17 protein-coding genes are annotated in these 19,043 nt (G+C 49.1%); 7 read left to right on the plus strand and 10 right to left on the minus strand.

Features of this window, described 5'->3' with window-relative positions:
• Nucleotides 1–109: 109 nt before the first annotated feature.
• From polA to H7F15_RS01830, 4 genes are all read right to left on the minus strand, one after another.
• On the minus strand, nucleotides 110–2,950 hold the full coding sequence (gene polA / locus H7F15_RS01815) for a DNA polymerase I (protein ID WP_185195232.1): 2,841 nt from the start codon (nucleotides 2,948–2,950) through the stop codon (nucleotides 110–112).
• Nucleotides 2,951–4,108: 1,158 nt separating this feature from the next.
• Nucleotides 4,109–4,891: a YgcG family protein gene (locus H7F15_RS01820; RefSeq protein WP_185195233.1), complete on the minus strand. Its 783-nt coding sequence runs from the start codon at nucleotides 4,889–4,891 to the stop codon at nucleotides 4,109–4,111.
• A 6-nt stretch (nucleotides 4,892–4,897) separates the two neighbouring features.
• Nucleotides 4,898–5,335, minus strand: a complete 438-nt coding sequence (locus H7F15_RS01825; RefSeq protein WP_185195234.1) for a TPM domain-containing protein — start codon at nucleotides 5,333–5,335, stop codon at nucleotides 4,898–4,900.
• Nucleotides 5,336–5,430: 95 nt separating this feature from the next.
• Nucleotides 5,431–6,009: a LemA family protein gene (locus H7F15_RS01830; RefSeq protein ID WP_185195235.1), complete on the minus strand. Its 579-nt coding sequence runs from the start codon at nucleotides 6,007–6,009 to the stop codon at nucleotides 5,431–5,433.
• Between the two features lie 319 nt (nucleotides 6,010–6,328).
• Here H7F15_RS01830 and H7F15_RS01835 point away from each other — a divergent pair, with 319 nt between their 5' ends.
• Nucleotides 6,329–8,527, plus strand: coding sequence for a prolyl oligopeptidase family protein (locus H7F15_RS01835; protein ID WP_185195236.1), 2,199 nt, complete (start codon nucleotides 6,329–6,331; stop codon nucleotides 8,525–8,527).
• Between the two features lie 148 nt (nucleotides 8,528–8,675).
• Entirely contained in the window at nucleotides 8,676–9,146 is a 471-nt protein-coding gene (locus tag H7F15_RS01840) for a DUF5362 family protein (RefSeq protein WP_185195237.1), read from the plus strand.
• Nucleotides 9,147–9,281: 135 nt separating this feature from the next.
• Here H7F15_RS01840 and H7F15_RS01845 read toward each other — a convergent pair whose 3' ends face one another.
• On the minus strand, nucleotides 9,282–9,812 hold the full coding sequence (locus H7F15_RS01845) for a transposase (protein WP_185195238.1): 531 nt from the start codon (nucleotides 9,810–9,812) through the stop codon (nucleotides 9,282–9,284).
• Between the two features lie 189 nt (nucleotides 9,813–10,001).
• On the opposite strand from H7F15_RS01845, the gene H7F15_RS01850 reads away from it, so the two are divergent.
• Both H7F15_RS01850 and H7F15_RS01855 read left to right on the plus strand, forming a co-directional pair.
• A complete protein-coding gene (locus H7F15_RS01850) occupies nucleotides 10,002–10,742 on the plus strand; it encodes an acyl-[acyl-carrier-protein] thioesterase (RefSeq protein ID WP_185195239.1) in 741 nt (246 codons plus the stop codon).
• 167 nt (nucleotides 10,743–10,909) lie between these two features.
• Nucleotides 10,910–11,389: a GNAT family N-acetyltransferase gene (locus H7F15_RS01855; protein ID WP_185195240.1), complete on the plus strand. Its 480-nt coding sequence runs from the start codon at nucleotides 10,910–10,912 to the stop codon at nucleotides 11,387–11,389.
• A 75-nt stretch (nucleotides 11,390–11,464) separates the two neighbouring features.
• Here the strand turns inward: H7F15_RS01855 and H7F15_RS01860 are convergent, their stop codons facing one another.
• On the minus strand, nucleotides 11,465–11,797 hold the full coding sequence (locus H7F15_RS01860; protein WP_185195241.1) for a DUF4286 family protein: 333 nt from the start codon (nucleotides 11,795–11,797) through the stop codon (nucleotides 11,465–11,467).
• A 142-nt stretch (nucleotides 11,798–11,939) separates the two neighbouring features.
• On the opposite strand from H7F15_RS01860, the gene H7F15_RS01865 reads away from it, so the two are divergent.
• A complete protein-coding gene (locus H7F15_RS01865) occupies nucleotides 11,940–12,428 on the plus strand; it encodes a hypothetical protein (RefSeq protein WP_185195242.1) in 489 nt (162 codons plus the stop codon).
• Between the two features lie 58 nt (nucleotides 12,429–12,486).
• On the opposite strand, the gene H7F15_RS01870 is transcribed toward H7F15_RS01865, so the two are convergent.
• Nucleotides 12,487–13,017 carry a hypothetical protein gene (locus H7F15_RS01870; protein WP_185195243.1) on the minus strand — a complete coding sequence of 177 codons (531 nt, stop codon included), beginning with the start codon at nucleotides 13,015–13,017 and terminating at the stop codon, nucleotides 12,487–12,489.
• A 172-nt stretch (nucleotides 13,018–13,189) separates the two neighbouring features.
• Nucleotides 13,190–14,440 carry an MFS transporter gene (locus H7F15_RS01875; RefSeq protein ID WP_185195244.1) on the minus strand — a complete coding sequence of 417 codons (1,251 nt, stop codon included), beginning with the start codon at nucleotides 14,438–14,440 and terminating at the stop codon, nucleotides 13,190–13,192.
• A gap of 168 nt (nucleotides 14,441–14,608) precedes the next feature.
• Here H7F15_RS01875 and H7F15_RS01880 point away from each other — a divergent pair, with 168 nt between their 5' ends.
• Entirely contained in the window at nucleotides 14,609–15,232 is a 624-nt protein-coding gene (locus H7F15_RS01880) for a YdeI family protein (RefSeq protein WP_185195245.1), read from the plus strand.
• Nucleotides 15,233–15,400: 168 nt separating this feature from the next.
• Here the strand turns inward: H7F15_RS01880 and H7F15_RS01885 are convergent, their stop codons facing one another.
• Both H7F15_RS01885 and H7F15_RS01890 read right to left on the minus strand, forming a co-directional pair.
• The gene (locus tag H7F15_RS01885; RefSeq protein ID WP_185195246.1) at nucleotides 15,401–15,967 is read right to left on the minus strand and encodes a hypothetical protein; all 567 of its coding nucleotides are present in this window, start codon (nucleotides 15,965–15,967) and stop codon (nucleotides 15,401–15,403) included.
• 64 nt (nucleotides 15,968–16,031) lie between these two features.
• A complete protein-coding gene (locus H7F15_RS01890; RefSeq protein ID WP_185195247.1) occupies nucleotides 16,032–18,428 on the minus strand; it encodes a TonB-dependent receptor in 2,397 nt (798 codons plus the stop codon).
• Nucleotides 18,429–18,604: 176 nt separating this feature from the next.
• Here H7F15_RS01890 and H7F15_RS01895 point away from each other — a divergent pair, with 176 nt between their 5' ends.
• The gene (locus tag H7F15_RS01895) at nucleotides 18,605–18,868 is read left to right on the plus strand and encodes a hypothetical protein (protein WP_185195248.1); all 264 of its coding nucleotides are present in this window, start codon (nucleotides 18,605–18,607) and stop codon (nucleotides 18,866–18,868) included.
• Nucleotides 18,869–19,043 lie beyond the last annotated feature (175 nt).

Raw genomic sequence — 19,043 nt, forward strand, 5'->3', positions numbered from 1 at the left:
TACACTGGCTTTCTTCGGCTCGCGCCTCAAGAATGCTCGGGATGACAATAAAAAAGCGGTGGCCGGAGAATTATCTCCTGCCACCGCTTTAAATCAAACTATAAAAATCCTAATGTGCTTCGAGCCAGTTATCACCAACACCTAACCCAACCTCCATCGGTACACTAAGCGGCAGGGCATTGGTCATCAGTTCTACTATTTTTGGTGTTACTATCTCCACTTCTTCTTTCGGGGTATCGAACAGCAATTCGTCGTGTACCTGCAGGATCATGCGGGTTTTCAGCTTTTCCTGTTTCAGGTACTCGTGTATGTTGATCATCGCGATTTTGATGATGTCGGCAGCGGTACCCTGTATAGGCGCGTTAATAGCGTTTCGTTCAGCAAAGCCGCGGATGTTCTGGTTGCGGGAATTGATATCGCGGAGGTAGCGGCGGCGGCCCAGCAGGGTTTCCACATACTCATCGTCACGGGCTTTGTCTATGGCATTGTCCATGTACTCTTTCACAGCCGGGAACTCCTGGAAGTAAGCGTCAATGATATCGGCGGCTTCGCGGCGTGGTATGCTTAAACGCTCTGCCAGGCCAAACGCCGAGATACCGTAAATGATACCGAAGTTAATGGTTTTGGCTTTGCGGCGCATTTCGCTGTCTACCTGGTCGAGCGGCACATGGAATACTTTGCTGGCGGTAGAGGCGTGAATATCCAGTCCGTTCTTAAAGGCTTCTTTCATGGTCGGGTCGCCGCTGAAATCGGCCATAATGCGGAGCTCGATCTGAGAGTAGTCAGCAGAAATAAGCAGGTGCTTGTTATCGCGCGGCACAAAGGCTTTGCGTATCTCACGGCCACGCTCGGTACGTACCGGAATGTTCTGCAGGTTAGGGTTGGTGGAGCTCAGTCGGCCGGTAGCGGTTACAGCCTGGTTAAACGACGTATGTACACGACCATCCAGCGCGCAAACCAGCTGCGGCAGCGCATCCACGTAAGTCGATTTTAACTTGGTAAGCTGACGATGGTCCAGAATCAGGCGCACAATTTCATGCTCGCCAGCCAGTTTCGATAAGATCTCCTCGCCGGTAGCGTGCTGCCCGGTCTTGGTCTTTTTGATCTTGCTTTTGCCGTGTAGCTCCAGTTTATCAAATAAAATCTCACCTAACTGCTTCGGCGACCCGATGTTGAACTGCTCGCCGGCAATCTCAAAAATGCGCTTCTCGATGCGGATGATCTCACTCTCCAACTGCGTCGAAATATCAGCCAGTGCATCGGTATCTATCGTTATACCTTCGCGTTCTACATCGGCTAACACCTGCACCAGCGGGGTTTCTACTTCGCGGAACAGCTTCATCAGGCCGCGCTCCTGCAGCAGTGGTTCAAAGTATAGTTTCAGGCGCAAGGTAATGTCAGCATCTTCGCTGGCGTAATCCTTTACCTGTTCCGGCGAAAGGTCGGCCATGTTCAGCTGGTTCTTTCCTTTCGGCCCGATAAGGTCGGTGATCGGAATGGGCGTATAGTTCAGGTAGGTTTCGGCCAGCACATCCATGTTGTGGCGCATTTCGGGCTCCAGCAGGTAATGGGCCAGCATGGTATCGAATAACGGGCCCTGCACTTCCACGCCATAGGTTTTCAGTACCATGATGTCGTACTTGATGTTCTGGCCAATCTTCTGGATAGCCGGGTTCTCGAGCACTGGTTTGTACAGGTCCACAATGCGTTGCGTTTCGGCCTGGTCGTTGTGCGGAACTGGTATGTAATAGGCTTCACCGGAACGGTAACTGAACGACATGCCTACCAGTTTAGCCGTAATGGCATCGATGCTGGTGGTTTCGGTGTCGAAAGAGATTTCTTCCTGTTGCTGCAGGTAATTTATCAGGCTCTGGTGCAGTTCCGGTGTATTTATCAGGTGGTAATCAGCCAGTGAGTTCTGGAAGCTGCGCATAACGGCCGGTGCGGCATCAACTATAGTTTCCTCGGCAGGGGCTTCTATAGTTCCGAAGAGCGAGGTTTGCCCGGCGTCGGCAGTTTTGGCACGGCGGGCAGGTTTGGCAGCCGCACTTGTAGTAGCCGACCCCAACGATTGCCCTAATACACGCTGTGCCAGCTGGCGGAATTCCAGCTCATTGAACAGGTTGATCAGTTGCTCTTCATTCGGATCGTCGCAGTGCAGGCCTTCTTCACTAAACTCCAGTGGCACATCGCAGTGTATAGTAGCCAGCTCTTTCGACATCAGGCCCTGGTCTGCAAAATTCTCTACGTTCTCTTTCTGCTTGCCTTTCAGCTCATGCGAGTTGGCGATCAGGTTCTCCACAGAACCAAAACGCTGGATAAGTGCCTTTGCGGTTTTCTCGCCGATGCCCGGTATGCCCGGAATGTTATCTACGGCATCGCCCTGCAACCCGAGTATATCAATAACCTGGTCTACGCGCTCAATTTCCCACTTCTCCAATACCTTCTGCACATCCCACACTTCAACGGCATTACCTAAAAAAGCAGGCTTGTACAGGAAGATATGATCAGTAACCAGCTGGCAGTAGTCCTTATCGGGGGTCATCATGTACACATCAAAACCAGCTTTTTCGGCTTTACGCGCCATGGTGCCGATAATGTCGTCGGCTTCGTAGCCGTCCAGGATGAGCACCGGAATGTTAAAGGCTTCTACAATTTTTTTGCAGTAAGGTATAGCTACCGAAATATCTTCGGGCATGGCCTGGCGGTTGGCCTTGTACTCGGCAAAGTTTTCGTGGCGGAAAGTTTTGGCAGCGGAATCGAAAGCAACGCCAATATGGGTTGGTTTTTCTTTTTGCAGCACCTCTACCAGCGTGTTGGTAAAGCCTAAGGCTGCGCCCGTATTCATGCCTTTTGAGTTTATTCTGGGGTTCTTGCTGAACGCGAAATGCGCCCGGTAGATCAGGGCCATGGCATCCAGCAGAAACAGTTTTTTTCTTGGTTCGCTCATAGTTATAAAGGTAGCGCGTGTGGGCAATATCTGCAAGTATGGTACGGTTGGAGCTTGGTTAATAGTTTTTCTATAGTTAATCAGCGATTGCTATTGCTGGCGCGAAGGTCCGCGCTCGTGACTAATTTTGATGTTTGGTCTCCAGATTAAACTGGCCTGACAGGGACAAACTTACCAATAGCACTGACTGTAGTTTGTTAAGACCTTATAGCGTGCACAGCTTCTATGAGTGTCTGATACTATAGTTTACTCTGCCCACCATTCGAACTAAGCCTTTCTTTCATAGCTTCTTGTATTCCTGGGAGCTCTAAGAGCCTATCGTCCTATAGTTTGCTTGGCTCCCTCCCGGGCCGGGAGACCCCGTCTTCGGGCATCGCGCTGCTGCCTTCTTGCTATCCTCCTGCGTCGGATTGCCTGACGGCACCGCAACAAGTCAAAGGCGCTCAACCCAAAGACTGAGATCACTTCGATAGCTAAACTATAGCTATAGTTTCCTTATTATCTTTTGGTTAGGGCAGATCGGTTTTTCTCGTGGTTGTAGACTAGAGGGGACAGGTAAACCTGTCCTGCTCATGGTCTGTAACTATAGAACTATAGTTCAAACTATAGCAATATCAAAGTTCCCCTCCTTAGATAAGGAGGGGTAGGGGTGGTTGGAACCTCAGCAACTATAAAACTATAATCTAAACTATAGCAAAAGCAGAAAGTCCCCCTTTGAAGGGGGGAGGGGGATGACCATCGGCAACTATAGAACTATAGCAACCGCCTTTGCCATTTCTGTCTCTACCGAGCCAGTTGAGTTACAAACTCAACACCATAGTTAGGCACGGGTTACAAACCCGCGCCAGCAAAAATGGGCAACTATAAAACTATAGCAAAAAGCTCAAATCCTGAAAATCTTTTCATCCTGAAAATCCTGATTCAGACAAAAACCTGCCGCAGTTTATAGTTAATCCTGCTTTCTCCGGTAACATTTGCCCGGGACAAACTACAGTAGTTGTGTTATAGTTACAAACTATAGTCAGGGCAAAGCGATAGTTGCTGATGAAAGCTGCCGTGCCTGTAGTGCGGCCAAAATAAAAGGAGACAAGGCCAAAACCCTGTCTCCTTTTATTTTTAATTCATAGTTTCTAATTCATAATTGCCCGCAGGGCCAGACTACCAGCTGCTGCTCGCGCCGCCGCCGCCGAAGGAGCCTCCTCCAAAGCCCCCAAAGCCGCCGCCACCTCCGCCGCCGCCAAAAATACCGCCGCCGGTCCGGAACGTGCCAAAGCCGCCCGGAATAATAATAGGACCACCAAAGGTGCGGGAATAGCCCCGGCCACCTCGGCCGCCACCGCCTCCTCTGCCAAACCTCGAGAAGATGAACAGCACCAGCAACGCAATAATGATAATGAACATGATAGAGGGCCCGCCTTCGCCATCTGCATTCTGGCCTGGTTCGGCCTGGTACTCGCCGCTGGCCACGCTGATGATAAACGATGTGGCATCATCCAGCCCTTTGTAAAACTCGCCTTGCTGAAAATTTGGCTTTAACGTGTACTCTGTGATGCGCTTGGCAATGGCATCGGGCACCAGGTGCTCCATGCCGTAACCGGTTTGTATGGCTACTTTGCGCTGCTCTATGGCTACCAGAATAACAATGCCGTTGTCGAATTTTGCAGAGCCTACGCCCCAGCGCTCACCTAATTCGGCCGCATACTGGTTGGCATCGTAATCGCCGATAGATTTAATGGTAACAATAGCGATCTGGGTAGAGGTGGTATCGTTATAGTTTACCAGTTTATGCTCCAGTGCTGCTTCTTCCTGCTGGGTCAGGATGTCGGCCAAGTCGTTTACCAGGCGCGGCGGGTTAGGCCGTGGCGGAAAATCGCTGTCCTGGGCAAGGGCCAGCAGCGGCAGGCAACAAAGGCAGAGAAAAAGTATCGCGTATCTGAGCATAGGAAGTTATTTTCCGAACGAGATGTCGTCGCGAAGTTCGTTCACGTCTCCTTCTCTGTTGAATGGGAAATGCGTTTTAAGCTGCTGACCAGCCATTTTTATACCATTAGCCAGGCCGGTTGCATACTTTTTCTGCTTAAAATGGCGGATCACTTCGGCGGTAATATCTTCCCAGAAATGGTCGGGCACGTTGGCGTTTATACCGGCATCACCGATCACGGCAAACTGATGGTCTTTAATGGCCATGTAAAAAAGCACTCCGTTGCGGAGTTTGGTCAGGTGCATGTGCAGCTCGGCAAATACTTCGGTGGCGCGGTCCAGCACATCGCCCTGGCAGTGGTTTTCGATGTGCACGCGTATCTCCCCGGAGGTGTTCTGCTCCGCTTCCTGTATGGCCGCCATGATCAGCTGCTCATCTTCCGGCGTTATAATGTCTTGGGGCATGACCTTGATGGTTAAATTGTTGGATTGTTAAATTGTTGTTAATCAGGCAGAAAAATAACAATTAAGCAATTCAGCCATTAAACAATTTAAGTGATTTAGAACTGTACCGTCGGGGCTTGCTGGGCTCCGGCTTCTGCTTCAAAGTAGCCTTTCTTCTCAAAATCGAACCAGCCGGCTATAATGTTGCGCGGGAACGAGCGGATGTAGGAATTGTAGTCCTGCACGGTCTCGTTAAACTTACGCCTTTCCACGGATATGCGGTTTTCGGTGCCTTCCAGCTGGGCCTGTAGTTCCAGGAAGTTCTGGTTGGCCTTCAGTTCCGGGTATTTTTCTACGGTAACCAGTAAGCGGCTTAGTGCACCCGACAGCTCGCCCTGTGCCTGCTGAAAACGCTGAATATTTTCCGGGGTAAGGTTATCCGGGCTGATGTTGACGCTGGTTGCTTTGGCACGGGCCTCTATTACACGTGTCAGGGTTTCCTGCTCAAAGTTGGCGGCGCCTTTCACGGTATTTACCAGGTTAGGGATCAGGTCGGCGCGGCGCTGGTAGGCGTTCTGTACGTTGGCCCAGGCAGCTTCCACGTTCTCGTCTTTGGCCACCATTTCGTTATAACCGCACGACGACTGCGAAGCCAGTACTACAAATCCGATCAGGTAAAATAATAGTCTTTTCATAAGTTTATGTTTGGTTTGGGGTATACGTTATAGTTGTGCTGGTAAGGCGTTATGAGTACGCAAATACAGCTCCATCGTTTAAAGTTAGCCTTTTTATATTAAGAAAAGCGAATATAAGGCTGGTGGTAACTATAGGCAAGCATGTAACAGAAGGCCTGAATTATAAGGCAGGCAGCTATGGCGCAAAGGATATAAGGCCGTGCGGGTATAGTTTTTCGAAGATACTTAAAGGCCCGGAAACCCAGCTATAGCCCTTTTCAGGATATTTACTTATCTTAGCTTTTCCCGTATTACAACCTAAACTCAGACGGAAAACATTATGAAAAGAACCACTGTTCTACTGCTGGCTGGCGGCCTCACGGCTGTGTCGGCATGTAAATCCTCCCAAACAGAAACAACAAGTGTGAGTACCGAAACAACTACCGAGGCCGCCGTTGCGACGGCCGAACCTGCCTTAACTTACCCGACTACCAAAAAAGTAGACCACGTTGACACTTACCATGGAAAGCAGGTAGCTGATCCCTATCGCTGGCTTGAGACGCATACCGACGAGGTTGACCAGTGGATAAAAGCGCAGAACGAAGTAACACAGGAATACCTGGGCGACATCGACTTCCGCGATAACATTAAAGCGCGCCTGACCGAGATCTGGAATTACCCGAAATACGGTGCTCCGTTTAAAGAAGGCGGCAAGTATTATTTTTATAAAAACGATGGTTTGCAGAACCAGAGTGTGCTGTATGTGCAGGAAACCCTGGAATCTGAACCAAAAGTATTCTTTGACCCAAACAAGCTGAGCTCTGACGGAACGGTAGCGTTAACGGCGTTCTCTTTCTCTAAAGATGGTAAGCATGTAGCGGTAGGTACATCAAGCGGCGGTTCTGACTGGAACACCTACCAGGTAATGGATGTGGCTACCGGCAAAATGCTGGACGATAAACTGGAGTGGGTGAAATTCTCTGGCCCAAGCTGGTACAAAGATGGCTTCTTCTATAGCCGTTACGACGCCCCGACCGAAGGCAACAAACTGGCTAATAAGAACGAGTTCCACAAAGTATACTACCACAAAATCGGTACGCCGCAAAGCCAGGACAAACTGGTTTACGAAGACAAAGCACACGCGCTGCGCAACTTCTACGGCCAGACTACAGACGACGAGCGCTTCCTGATCCTGAATGCATCGGAAGGTGCCAGCGGAGCCAACGCGCTATACTATAAAGACCTGACTGACCCGAAATCAACTATAAAACCGATTGTAGATAACTTCGAGAGCGAGTACAATGTGGTAGATAACTTCGGCGACAAGCTGCTGGTGATGACCAACAAGAACGCACCACGCTACCGCCTGGTATTGATCGACCCGAAGAAACCGCAGGAGTCTAACTGGAAAACGATAGTTCCGGAATCAGCTAACGTAATGCAGAGCGTATCTACAGTAGGTGGCCGCATAATTGCCAGCTATATGAAAGATGCTACCAGCCAGGTAGTGGTTTACGATCAGAACGGAAAGCAGCTGAATACAGTAGAGTTACCAACATTAGGTACAGTTAGCGGCTTTGGTGGCGACCAGAAAGACAAGGAGACATTCTTCACGTTCACGTCGTTTACCTATCCGCCAACCATTTACCGTTACGATGTACCTAACAACAAAGTAAGTCTGTTCCGCAAAACCGAAGTAAATGTAGATACCGATGCTTTTGAGACGAAGCAGGTGTTTTATACTTCAAAAGATGGTACCAAAGTGCCGATGTTTATCGTGCACAAAAAAGGACTGAAACTGGATGGCACCAACCCGACTTACCTGTACGCTTATGGTGGCTTTAACATATCTATGACGCCTAGCTTCAGCATTGCCAACATGCTGTGGCTGGAGAACGGTGGCGTTTATGCCATGCCAAACCTGCGTGGTGGTGGCGAGTACGGCGAAGACTGGCACAAAGCGGGCATGACGCCAAACAAGCAAAACGTGTTTGACGACTTCATCGCTGCTGCCGAATACCTGATCAACCAGAAGTATACTTCATCAGATAAACTGGCTGTAGCTGGTGGCTCTAACGGTGGTTTGCTGGTAGGTGCCTTCATGACACAGCGTCCTGAGCTGGCTAAAGTTGCCCTGCCTGCGGTAGGTGTAATGGATATGCTGCGCTTCCATAAGTTTACCATTGGTTGGGCATGGGTGCCGGAGTATGGCTCTTCTGATGATGCGGCTCAGTTCGAGAACCTGTATAAATTCTCGCCGCTGCACAACATTAAAGAAGGCGTAAAATACCCTGCTACCCTGGTTAAAACAGCCGACCACGACGACCGTGTAGTTCCTGCACACTCATTCAAGTTTATCTCTGAACTACAGGCCAAAGGTGCTCCGGGCAACCCATACCTGATCAGAGTAGATGTGCGCGCTGGTCACGGTGCCGGTAAGCCAACGTCGCTGGTTATCCAGGAGTATGCCGATACGTATGCTTTCATATACAAAAACATGGGCGTAAACCCTTACGAAGGCGAAGCTCAGAACAAATAACAACAAGTATAGATCTGCCATTTATACTTCAGCCGCGCTGCCTGCTTCAGGTAGCGCGGCTTTTTTATGCTGTGTTATGATGTTAAAGTATAGTAGATCCCTTATATTTAAAGAAGTATAACTTTAACAATCTAACAACCTTAACTTCATGGAAGCAGAACTTTACGCTGACACACCTGCGCCGCAGGGCCTGAACCTGAACCTGGCATCCGAAGACTTTTTGAGAAACACTGCTAAGTGGGGTAAATTCCTGGCTATAGTTGGGTTTGTAGGCGTCGGATTTATGGTGCTGGCAGGCATATTTGCTGGTACTATGCTTGGCGCGGCTATGTCGCAGGCTGGTGGCGATGGATTTGGCAGTGCAGGCGGTGGATTCTTCACGGTTTTCTACCTGATTTTTGCAGCACTTTACTTTTTCCCGGTGCTGTACCTGTACAAATTCTCCGACAAAATGAAAGCAGCCCTCGACAGCAAAGACGAAGATCTGATTACTGAATCGTTTAAGAACCTGAAGTCGCTGTTCAAGTTTATGGGCATTTTAACTATAGTTATCCTCGGCTTTTATGGATTAGCCATCATATTTATGTCTATCGGTGCCGGGCTCGGTGCTATGATGTAAGCTATAGTTTAAGCTAAAGAACTATAGAAAGCACAGCTGGCAACAGTTGTGCTTTCTTGTTTCTATAGTTGGCCAGTTGCCTTCGCTCGCGTCCCGCGAGTGTAAGTTACCAGCGGACTCTGGCCGCACCAAACATTATAGTTCGGCAACTTTTAGCGGACTATCTGCGCAGGCACTGCTATAGTTGTAGTATTCCGGATTGCCAACAATTCCAGCACGGACAGGATTTTGATGGATGTATTCTAGCTTCTGATCAATTACAGCATTTGTATGTAGCAAAGTTGGATGATTAGTATAGTTCCAGAAATGATAATTACTGTATTGCTTGTTGTTACTGGCAAAATGCTCAAAAACGTTTAACAGCCAATCTTTTCTACTCTCTTGTGGATTTCTTCTAATTTCTTCGAGGATCTTTTTAGCTGTATAGCTTTTAAACCTTCCAAGCAGTTCTGTCAATTCCCCATCCTGCCACCTTGCAATCAGGTGCAGATGATTGGTCATGATAACATAAGCGAAAATCTCCAGGTTGAATTTCTCCTGGCAATACTTAAGGTTTTCTATCAGAATATCCTTGTACTCTTTTCTGGAAAACACATCTATCCAACCTGAAACAGTAAGCGTTACAAAGTATAACTCGCCGGGAGCTGTATTGCGGTATTCGCTCATAGAGGCTTTTTAGCAAATAATACGGGTGAAATACTGACGCGGCCTGAGTCCGCTTGTAGCTCACACTCGCGGGACGCGAGCGAGGGCGGCAAGACCACACAAACTATAGCTCACTATCACTAACATAAGCGAGGGCAGAAACTATAACCCAACTTACGTACCTTTGCACACCACCAAACCTCTGAAACTATGAAATCGTATCCCGGCAAAAGCAGTTTTATAGTTCGTTCCAGCGAGATAGATTACCATGGTGATGCTACTATACCGGCGCTGGTAAGCTACATGCAGGAAGCTGCCTGGGAGAACACCCGCAACATGGGCATCTCGATGTACGACTTGTTGGAGCGCGGCCTGACGTGGGTATTGCAGCGCATGCGCGTAGAGATGTTCCGGTACCCCAAACATGGCGAAACTATAATTGTGGAAACCTGGGCATCGGGGCGGGAGCGCGTGTTTCTGCACCGCGATTTCAGGATCTATAGTTCGGAGAATGAGTTGCTGGGGCAGGCGACCAGCGTGTGGCTGGTAATGGATGTGGTGAAGCGCCAGCTGGTATCGGTGCCGGAGTTTATAACGGACATAGAAGTAGCGCCCAACCAGGAACCGCTGCCCTTTGCTAAAGGTAAACTGCCGCAACTACAGGAGCCGGTTTATACCCAGCAAATGCCCGTACGCTGGCACGACATCGACCTGAACCGCCACGTTACCAATACCCGATACCTGCAATGGATACTGGACACGCTGCCGACCAACATCCTAGAAAAGCAACTGAAAGAAATAGATGTAATTTACAAAGCGGAAAGTGTGCTCGGCGATACCGTAATTTCAGAGGCAGGCACTACAGAAGAGCAAACTATAGTTTTGCACAAACTCACCAGCCAGCAAACCGGCAAAGAACTGGTACAGGCCAAAACAGTGTGGGCAGTTTAAGAGTTAGTGAGTTAAAGAAGTTAGAAAGTTAAAAAAGGATAAGTTAGAAAGTTAATATGGTAGAGACGCAATACTTTGCGTGATTTGCAGCAGGAAAATCAACAATGCAACCATCAACAATTTAACAATTACTACCATCCCAACAATCCAGCAATTCGACAATAAAAATGATACAGATACGAAAAGGAACGATAGATGACCTGCCGCAGGTGCTGCAATTAGTGCGGGAACTGGCTGAATACGAAAAAGCACCACAGGAAGTGACCAATACCGTGGAAGATATGCACTGGGACGGCTTTGGCGAGCGACCGATATTTGAGTTTTTTGTTGCGGAGTCGGAAGCGGACGGCATTGTCGGGATTGCGCTGTACTACATGGGCTACTCTACCTGGAAAGGCAAAATGCTGTACCTCGAAGACCTGATCGTGACAGAGCGCCTGCGCCGCAGCGGCATAGGAAGAAGATTATTTGATGCCGTGGCCGAAGAAGCAAAACGCGTCGAGGCCAAGCGTTTCAGGTGGCAGGTGCTGGACTGGAACGAGTCGGCTATTGCGTTTTATAAAAAAATAGGCGCCGACCTGAGCGGCGAATGGCTGAACTGCACCCTGACCGAAGAGCAGATACAGAACTACAAAGGCAAACTATAGCCAACTATAGTTTATAAAAAAGCCCTGGCCGCACGATACGTACAGGCAGGGCTTTTGCTTTCTGCCTGCCGGGTTTTACTCCTGCTCTTTTCGCTCCACATTCACGCCAACTACTTCCAGCATCGTCCGGAAAGAGGCGTAGCGGCCAGCGTAACGGGCATTAACTTTTTGCTGCAGCGCCGGTGAGTGGTCGCGCTGGTATTCCTGCAGGTCTGCCAGGCTGCGGCAGGTGTATTGTACGGCGTAGGTAGTACCGCCTGTATCTTCATCTTCCATCACCCGGCATATCTGGTTGGCCATAAAATAGCCTGTTCCCATCACTTCCGGTATATGTACTTCTTTCATCCACTGCAGCCACTCATCGGCCACGGTGTTGTCTATACTTACAGTTACATTATATAAGATCATATTCAAAATTACGAAATAGGTGCCGGTTTAGTGAGAAATACCCTTAAAATTATGCGTAATGCTATAGTCTTATGGATAAAGGGAAGAGTGGTTGCCACAAAATAATAGTTCTCGTATAAGTTATAAAAAAACTGGTTTAAGTATGAAAAATCTTCTTCTGATCTGTTTATGCCTTGCCGGCATCAGCTGGCTTCAAATACCGGCGGTGGCTGCTCCTGCTCTGGATGTTCTACATGTTGCCAAAGCTGACGTGCATCCTGCCGAAGCCAAGTACGACAAGATAATGGAGAAATATGTCAATGGGCTTAAAGCTGCCTTTGCCGAGAAAGACGATAAGAAAACGATCGTTATGGTGCGGAAACTGAACGATGAGATGGTCTCGTCATTCGAAAAAATAAAGCCTGAGATCGAAAGCTGGATAAAAGGCATGACAGAGGCAGATAAAGAAGCATTTTCTAAAAGAGCCGAGAACAAGCCTTACCTCAAAACCATTTTCACGATCATGTTCGACCCCGAGATCGGCAAGCGTATAGAACAGAACCCCGAACTGAAAGCCGCCCTGGACGAAGGCAATGCCCGCATGAAAGCCCTTGGGTTTGAAGGAGAGGCCGAAGAAGAATCTGATTACTAAACTGGCAAAGCCGGGCCTGTAACTATAGCCAGCCTACTGCAAACTATAGCTTAGCTCTTTACTTACAAATCCAGTTGCCTACGCTGTCGTCGTGCACAGCGCCGGGTAGTGTGCGCTTGTAAGCTACAATAATGGGCGCCTCGCCGGTGGTGGGCTGTAGTTGCATAGGGCCTTCCTGCAGTTGCAGTATTACATGCCCGCTCCTGTCGCTGATGGCTTTCAGGGTGCCATAGTTGTTGCGTAGCTTGTAGCTGTTGTAAGTGCTCAGGCCGGTGGCGGTCAGTTCTTTAACAGCAAACCTGCGCTGCGCAAAAGTAGCTTTAGGTTTACCGGCCGGGGGCAAGCATTCCACTTTCCCACCTATCCAAAGGTTTTCGCCCAGGCACTCCGATGTTTCCACAATCAGGTCAAAATAAGCTTCGTTGCTGGGTACGGTAAGTGCTGCTAATGTTACAGGGGCAGGGGGCGGACCGGCATGCACATGACTTGTCTGTTTTTGCGGTGCCTGGGGCTGCGAAGTATAAAGCACAACCGCCAGCAGAAGCAAAGAAGATATATCCGAGATTCTGGATATCAGGTGCTTCTTCATAACAAGTATAAAATTAGAGTGTGTCCTATGATTTTATACTTGCCCTGCCGGATTTAGTTGTACTGCTAAATGCTTTTAAATAACTGTTTTGGGTTGTAATATGTTGAAATAAAGCCATTTAATGCAACTATAGTTGAACGGATATGACAAGCAACCGGAAGTATAACTATAGTTAGTGCGGCTCCATATAGTCCAGGTCTTTGCCGTAGGTTTCGGTCAGGGTAAGGATAGAGAAGATGGCAACCACCAGGGACACAACAGCCAGCGCCAGCGCAGCAGGTATAAGCCCGATGCTGTCTTTCAGAACTGTAAAGGCAAGAGTTAGAGGTACAACGGCCCCGCGCACAAAATTAGGCACAGTAGTAGTGACAGTAGCCCGGATGTTGGTACCGAACTGCTCGGCGGCTATCGTTACAAAGACAGCCCAGTAGCCACTGGCAAAGCCCAGGGCCACGCACAGCGCATAAAAGCCACTCTCCGATATATGCTCGCTGATCAGGTAAATGCCTATAGTTACAGCAAGCAGCAGCATAAATACCAGCACCACAATGCGCCTGCTCCTGAACTGCTGACTCAGGTAACCGCTGGCAAAATCGCCGAATACCAGGCCCAGGTAGCAGTAAGATACCGCCTTTCCTGCCGAAATGCTGTCGCTGATATTCAGTGCCAGTCCAAACTCCGGCGAGAACGTGATCAGGATGCCAACCACATACCAGATAGGAATACCGATCAGAATGCACTTTAAGTACTTCCGGAAGCGCTTGCCATTGGTGAACAGACTCAGGAAATTTCCACGTGTAACATGTAGCTGCGTTTCCTGCAGGTTCTTAAACATGCCCGACTCGTACACGCCAATTCGCAGAAACAGCAACAGCATGCCCAGCCCGCCGCCAATAAAGTACGCCGTGCGCCAGCCAAAATACGCTCCTACAAAGCCTGCCAGTATCGCCCCCGATATGCCTATAGTTGCTACCACCATCGTACCGTAGCCGCGTTTTTCTTTGGGCAGCACTTCCGATACCAGTGTTATGCCGGCTCCCAACTCCCCGGCCAGACCTACTCCTGCCACAAACCGCAGAAAAGCATACGTAGGGATGTCTGTTACAAAACCATTCAGGATGTTGGCAGCCGAGTACAGGAAAATAGAACCGAACAGCACCGAAAGCCGTCCGCGCTTGTCTCCTAATATGCCCCAGGCCACACCACCCAGCAACATACCGGCCATCTGCATGTTCAGTAGCAGCACGCCGTTTTCCAGCAGTTGCGCCTGCCCGGTTATGCCCAGGTCCTGCAGGCTTTGTATGCGCACAATACTGAACAGCACCAGGTCATAGATATCCACAAAATAGCCCAGCGCAGCAACTATAACCGATGCGTTTAGCAGGTAGTGTTTAAAAGAGGATGCCGGAGATGTAACGGGCATAGTTTTAATAATATAGGTACTATTAAATATATGCGTTTGTACTAAAAAGTGCAACGCTTTGTGTAAAAAGTGCTGCTTAAAATTTATAGTTGCGGCGCCAACGGTTTCTGCTGATTTTACCTTAGTTTAGATGCCCGTATCGTATCATGTTAAGTTCAGAATAAAGTTATGCCCTCTATCTGCCAGAAACTACAGCTGAAAGCTCCCTATAGTTTGTTGCTCCTGAATGCCCCGGTGCACCTGCCCGCTGCCTTTGAGGAAGAAGGCGGTACCGTACAAGCTGCTACCACCACACAGGCGCAGGCCGCCTATGATGCTGTGTTGCTGTTTATAGTTACAAAAGCCGAACTGGATACCCTGGCATCACAGGCCGTAGCTGCTCTTAAACCCAATGGCATGCTCTGGATCGCTTATCCTAAAAAGTCAGCAGGTATAAAGTCGGATATGTCGCGCGACAATGGCTGGGAAACTATAGTTGCGCTGGGCTACGAAGGGGTGCGACTGGTAGCTGTAGATGAAACCTGGTCGGCTTTGCGTTTCAAGCCCAAGGCAGCGCGAAAAGAGCCCTCTAAAATGGGTGTAGATCATCCGGGAATAGACAGAGCTGCCAAAACCGTTGCTGTGCCCGAGGACCTGCAACTGGCCCTGCAGCAGGCAGGTGTGGCAGCGCGCTTTGAGCAACTTGCCTTCACCCACCGCAAAGAACATGTGCTGGCCGTACTGGAAGCCAAACGCCCGGAAACCCGCCAGAGCCGCATCGCTAAAGTAGTGGCAAAACTACAGGCCGTTTAACAGCAACTATAGTTCCGGAAGACTTCATCCACGGTTGGTTTATTCGTTAAACTATAGCAGGGTTATGGCTGAAAGTCCTTTGAGTAAAATCGCAGAATAGCAGTAACTATAGCAATAAAAAAGGGCGCCCGTTCGGAGCGCCCTTTTTTGTATGTTTGATTCAGTGGATTATTCCTGAATGATCACGTCGAATGTAACTTCAACATCTGTTTCACCTTTGGTAGCATCGCCTGGAGCAGCTGCTTTTGTGCCTTTCTGGTGCTTCAGAACTACTTTAAGTGTACCCTGGCTGGCAGCGCCGGTAGTAAAGGTAGTAGCCAGACCTACCGGACGACCTTTAGAGTCTGTATCTGTAGATTCTACTTCCAGGTCTAAGTTACCACCTGGCGTATAGAAGATCTGGTGGTCATCAGCTTCCTCCAGAATTTCATCATGAATCTCTACAGCCGGGTTTTCCTTTTCATTCAGTAAAAGGATTTCGCCGGTGTAAACCGTGTTAGGCTTTAAGATAAGGGTTTCTTTGGTAGGGTTTGCACCGCCTACGCCATCCATGTCTTTAATAGTGGCCATAGCCAGTCCACCTTTTTCAGGCTCCAGTATCAACTGTACTGTTGTGATCACTTCTGCATCAGATGCCGGTGCAGGGGTTGGATCATCATCGCCGCCGCAACCTGTTGTTGCAATCAGAGAACCCATCATTAAAAAGGCAAGGTATGGTCTTAAAAACTTCTTCATAGGTAATGTTTTATGTTAAGATGATAGACAATTACGATGAATTACATTAAATGATACTTATATTTTAAGATGCTTGTTTTAAATGCAGCGGTAAGTTAACACGAATCAGGAACATTCTTGCTGTTTCTGCTGCAAAATAACGCAATCTGTTCTGATAATCGCGATAAACTGTGTTTAGCAAATTGTTACCACTTACACTAATTGTTACCGGCTGGTTGCCAAGGGTTACTGTTGTGCCGGCCTCTGCCTGCAACAAGAAGTAACTGCCCGGCGCCGCTAACACAGGGTCTGTTCGCTCATCGGTACGGTTTTGCCTCGCCACATACGTCCCCCCGACCGAAATAAAACTGTTCTCCAGCCTGGAGCGTTCGTTATTCCCGAACTCATACTGCAGATCTGCTGTCAGGCGGTCGGCTGGGATGCCGGGCAGGTACTCGTTTTCCTGAGTGTTGTATGCCTTAACTATAGTTGCTTTGGTGTCCAGGGCAAGCTGGTCGGTAAAAGCATAGGTCAGGTTTACATCAGCGCCATAAAAACGGGCATCAGCCTGCTTGTAGTAATAAGCCAGGTGGCTGCCGCTTGTGCTTTCCACCAGCTCGGGCAGTAGTTGCAGGTAAATATAGTTGTAAATAGTATTATAAAAAAAGCTGATGCCGCCGTTAAGGTGCTGGTTGCCGTGATAGGTTATAGTTGCATTGGCATTTATGGCGTGTTCCGAGGCGAGGTCAGGATCTCCTTTCTCATAAGATGAGGTTCCATGGTGCACGCCGTCGGCAAACAGCTCGCTTACATGTGGTGCCCTGGAGGCATAGCCCACACTGGTGCCAAACGTAAAATGATAGCCGGCATCGTACAGCGCCCCCACGCTCCCCGACAGGTTATTGAACCTATAGTTCGGTTTGTTCAGGGTATTATCGCGGTCAATGCTTTTTACGCGCAGGTCTTTAAAATCGTAGCGGGCGCCGGCTTCCAGTTGCAGGTTGCCGCTTCTCCATTTTTCTTCTGCAAAAAGGCCTGCCGTAAAGTTTTTATAGAACGGTATAAACTGGCGTCCTTCATAAGTATTGTTCTGCCAGATAGTGCTCACCCCCATGCTGCCGGAAATGGCGGAAGGCAACGCATGTTCCCAAACCAGCTCGGTTGTATGCGTGATCAGGTCCAGGTGCAGTTCCGGTATAGTGGGGTCAGTTTCGGGGCCGCCCGGAGTGCTGCGCTGCACGTGCTTGTCATACTCATCGCGTATGTTGCGCTGAAAGCCATAGGTAAATAACAGTTTGCCGGAGTCTCCGGTGTTATAGTAGCCTTTGAGTTTAAGCAGGTGGTGGCTGATGTCCTGGTAAGGTCGCTCAATGTCATAACTGAACTCGCCGGTCTCCTCGGGTCGGCCGCGCTCTATGGCATGTTCCAAGTCTGTCAGGTTACCGATGTGTGCCGAAGAAAGCAGTCCTGTCTTGTTATGGAACAAACTATAGTAGCCTTCCGCGCCAAACTGCTTTTTATCATAAGCCAGGGTAGCTGCCAGGTTCTGCTCCTCATATCCGGTATTCTTCAGGTTATATTCCGGGGTATGCGAGTCGCCTGCTTTTTTTACTGATGAGTGCAGTCGCCAGCTGATTGGCTGTTGCTTTAGCCTGCCCTGCAGCAGACCGGCTATAGTTCCCATACGGCCGTTGGTATTCCCGATCAGGCCGATGTTGCCGCTTATGCCTGCGGAGTCGGGCATGGGGCTTGGGTTCACGAGGATGGTTCCGGCAATAGCATCAGAACCGTAGCGCACGCCGGCAGCGCCCTTTACTACTTTTAGTTCGTTAGCAGCCAAAGCGTCTATCTCCGGGGCATGTTCATCGCCCCATTGTTGTGCCTCGTGGCGTACACCGTTGTTCAGTATCACAATGCGGCTACCCGACAAACCATGTATCACAGGCTTCGAAACATTGGGGCCTGTCTGCAGTGTGCTCACACCCGGTAATTTCTCCAGCGTCTCGCCTAAGGACAAGCCGCGCGTTTGCGCCAGTTCCTGCCCGGCCAGCCTTTCGGTTGCCTGGGCTTCGTCTATTACTTTGGTGCTTATTACTTCTACGGAGCGCAGCATGGCCACATCGGAGTGCAGTTGCAGGTCTCTGACAGAAGAAGTTGTAATGCGGTAGGTGTAGGCTTCGGTGGTATAGCCTATAAAGCTCACTTTCAGGGTATAGGTGCCCTGGCATACATGATGAAAATGGTAATTGCCATAGGCATCGGCAATGGCGGCCCGGTCCAGTTGCGGAATGTATACTGTAGCACCCGGCAAAGGCGTACGGTTGTCGTGGTCCAGCACCTTCCCCGAAATGGTAAGGCCGCAGTCCTGTACTACATCCAGTTTTTCTTCCGGCGGTAGCATTTGCTGGGCGGCTAACGGCTGCACCAAAAGTACAAGGGGCAGCAGTAGCAGCAATCGCTGCAGGTTCTTATCTATATACACAATAATCAAAGTTAGGAAATATTAGCCAGATGCACTGGTAAAGGCATATTTCATACCCTGCGAGCAACATCGGCTTTACTAAAACATGGTGTGCCTGTAGTTAGCTGCCTGTTAGTGGCAGGTATAACTATAGCACGATGGGAGACTCAGGCTATAGGCGGGCCGCGAAGTAAACAATGCGCAGGAGGAGAACTATAGCTGGCGGCACTATAGGTAACGCTGTAAACGCTGCTGTATACAGCCTGCTCCGACCCGACAACTATAGTTGTGCCCTGAAAGGGAGCATCGAAAAGGTCCTCTACCGGACAATGTTTATGTTTCTGACCAACCTGGGCATCATGAGCATCGGTGTGGTCCGAGTGAACCGAGTGGGTATGTGGGTGCAGTTCCAGTATAAGCGCATCGGGCACCATTACTCTGGCAAAGAGCAGGAGCATTAAAATGGCAGTATAGTGGCTTATGCGGTACACAGTTTTTATAAGGTTCTTTTACAAATATAACATTACCTGCATTACAGTTATAGTTACGCAGCGCTTTTTGACTGTTTTGCAACTATAAGGTTTAACCTGTCAGAAATAACACAACTAATACCTGTTTATGTACCTACACTGCCCG

Source organism: Pontibacter sp. Tf4 (assembly GCF_014212495.1).
Classification (GTDB): Bacteria; Bacteroidota; Bacteroidia; order Cytophagales; family Hymenobacteraceae; genus Pontibacter.

Coding starts and splice junctions, on each gene's coding strand:
- polA (WP_185195232.1), bottom strand. CDS start 2,950: ATGAGCGAACCAAGAAAAAAACTGTTTCTGCTGGATGCCATGGCCCTG.
- H7F15_RS01820 (WP_185195233.1), bottom strand. CDS start 4,891: ATGCTCAGATACGCGATACTTTTTCTCTGCCTTTGTTGCCTGCCGCTG.
- H7F15_RS01825 (WP_185195234.1), bottom strand. CDS start 5,335: ATGCCCCAAGACATTATAACGCCGGAAGATGAGCAGCTGATCATGGCG.
- H7F15_RS01830 (WP_185195235.1), bottom strand. CDS start 6,009: ATGAAAAGACTATTATTTTACCTGATCGGATTTGTAGTACTGGCTTCG.
- H7F15_RS01835 (WP_185195236.1), top strand. CDS start 6,329: ATGAAAAGAACCACTGTTCTACTGCTGGCTGGCGGCCTCACGGCTGTG.
- H7F15_RS01840 (WP_185195237.1), top strand. CDS start 8,676: ATGGAAGCAGAACTTTACGCTGACACACCTGCGCCGCAGGGCCTGAAC.
- H7F15_RS01845 (WP_185195238.1), bottom strand. CDS start 9,812: ATGAGCGAATACCGCAATACAGCTCCCGGCGAGTTATACTTTGTAACG.
- H7F15_RS01850 (WP_185195239.1), top strand. CDS start 10,002: ATGAAATCGTATCCCGGCAAAAGCAGTTTTATAGTTCGTTCCAGCGAG.
- H7F15_RS01855 (WP_185195240.1), top strand. CDS start 10,910: ATGATACAGATACGAAAAGGAACGATAGATGACCTGCCGCAGGTGCTG.
- H7F15_RS01860 (WP_185195241.1), bottom strand. CDS start 11,797: ATGATCTTATATAATGTAACTGTAAGTATAGACAACACCGTGGCCGAT.
- H7F15_RS01865 (WP_185195242.1), top strand. CDS start 11,940: ATGAAAAATCTTCTTCTGATCTGTTTATGCCTTGCCGGCATCAGCTGG.
- H7F15_RS01870 (WP_185195243.1), bottom strand. CDS start 13,017: ATGAAGAAGCACCTGATATCCAGAATCTCGGATATATCTTCTTTGCTT.
- H7F15_RS01875 (WP_185195244.1), bottom strand. CDS start 14,440: ATGCCCGTTACATCTCCGGCATCCTCTTTTAAACACTACCTGCTAAAC.
- H7F15_RS01880 (WP_185195245.1), top strand. CDS start 14,609: ATGCCCTCTATCTGCCAGAAACTACAGCTGAAAGCTCCCTATAGTTTG.
- H7F15_RS01885 (WP_185195246.1), bottom strand. CDS start 15,967: ATGAAGAAGTTTTTAAGACCATACCTTGCCTTTTTAATGATGGGTTCT.
- H7F15_RS01895 (WP_185195248.1), top strand. CDS start 18,605: ATGCGCAGGAGGAGAACTATAGCTGGCGGCACTATAGGTAACGCTGTA.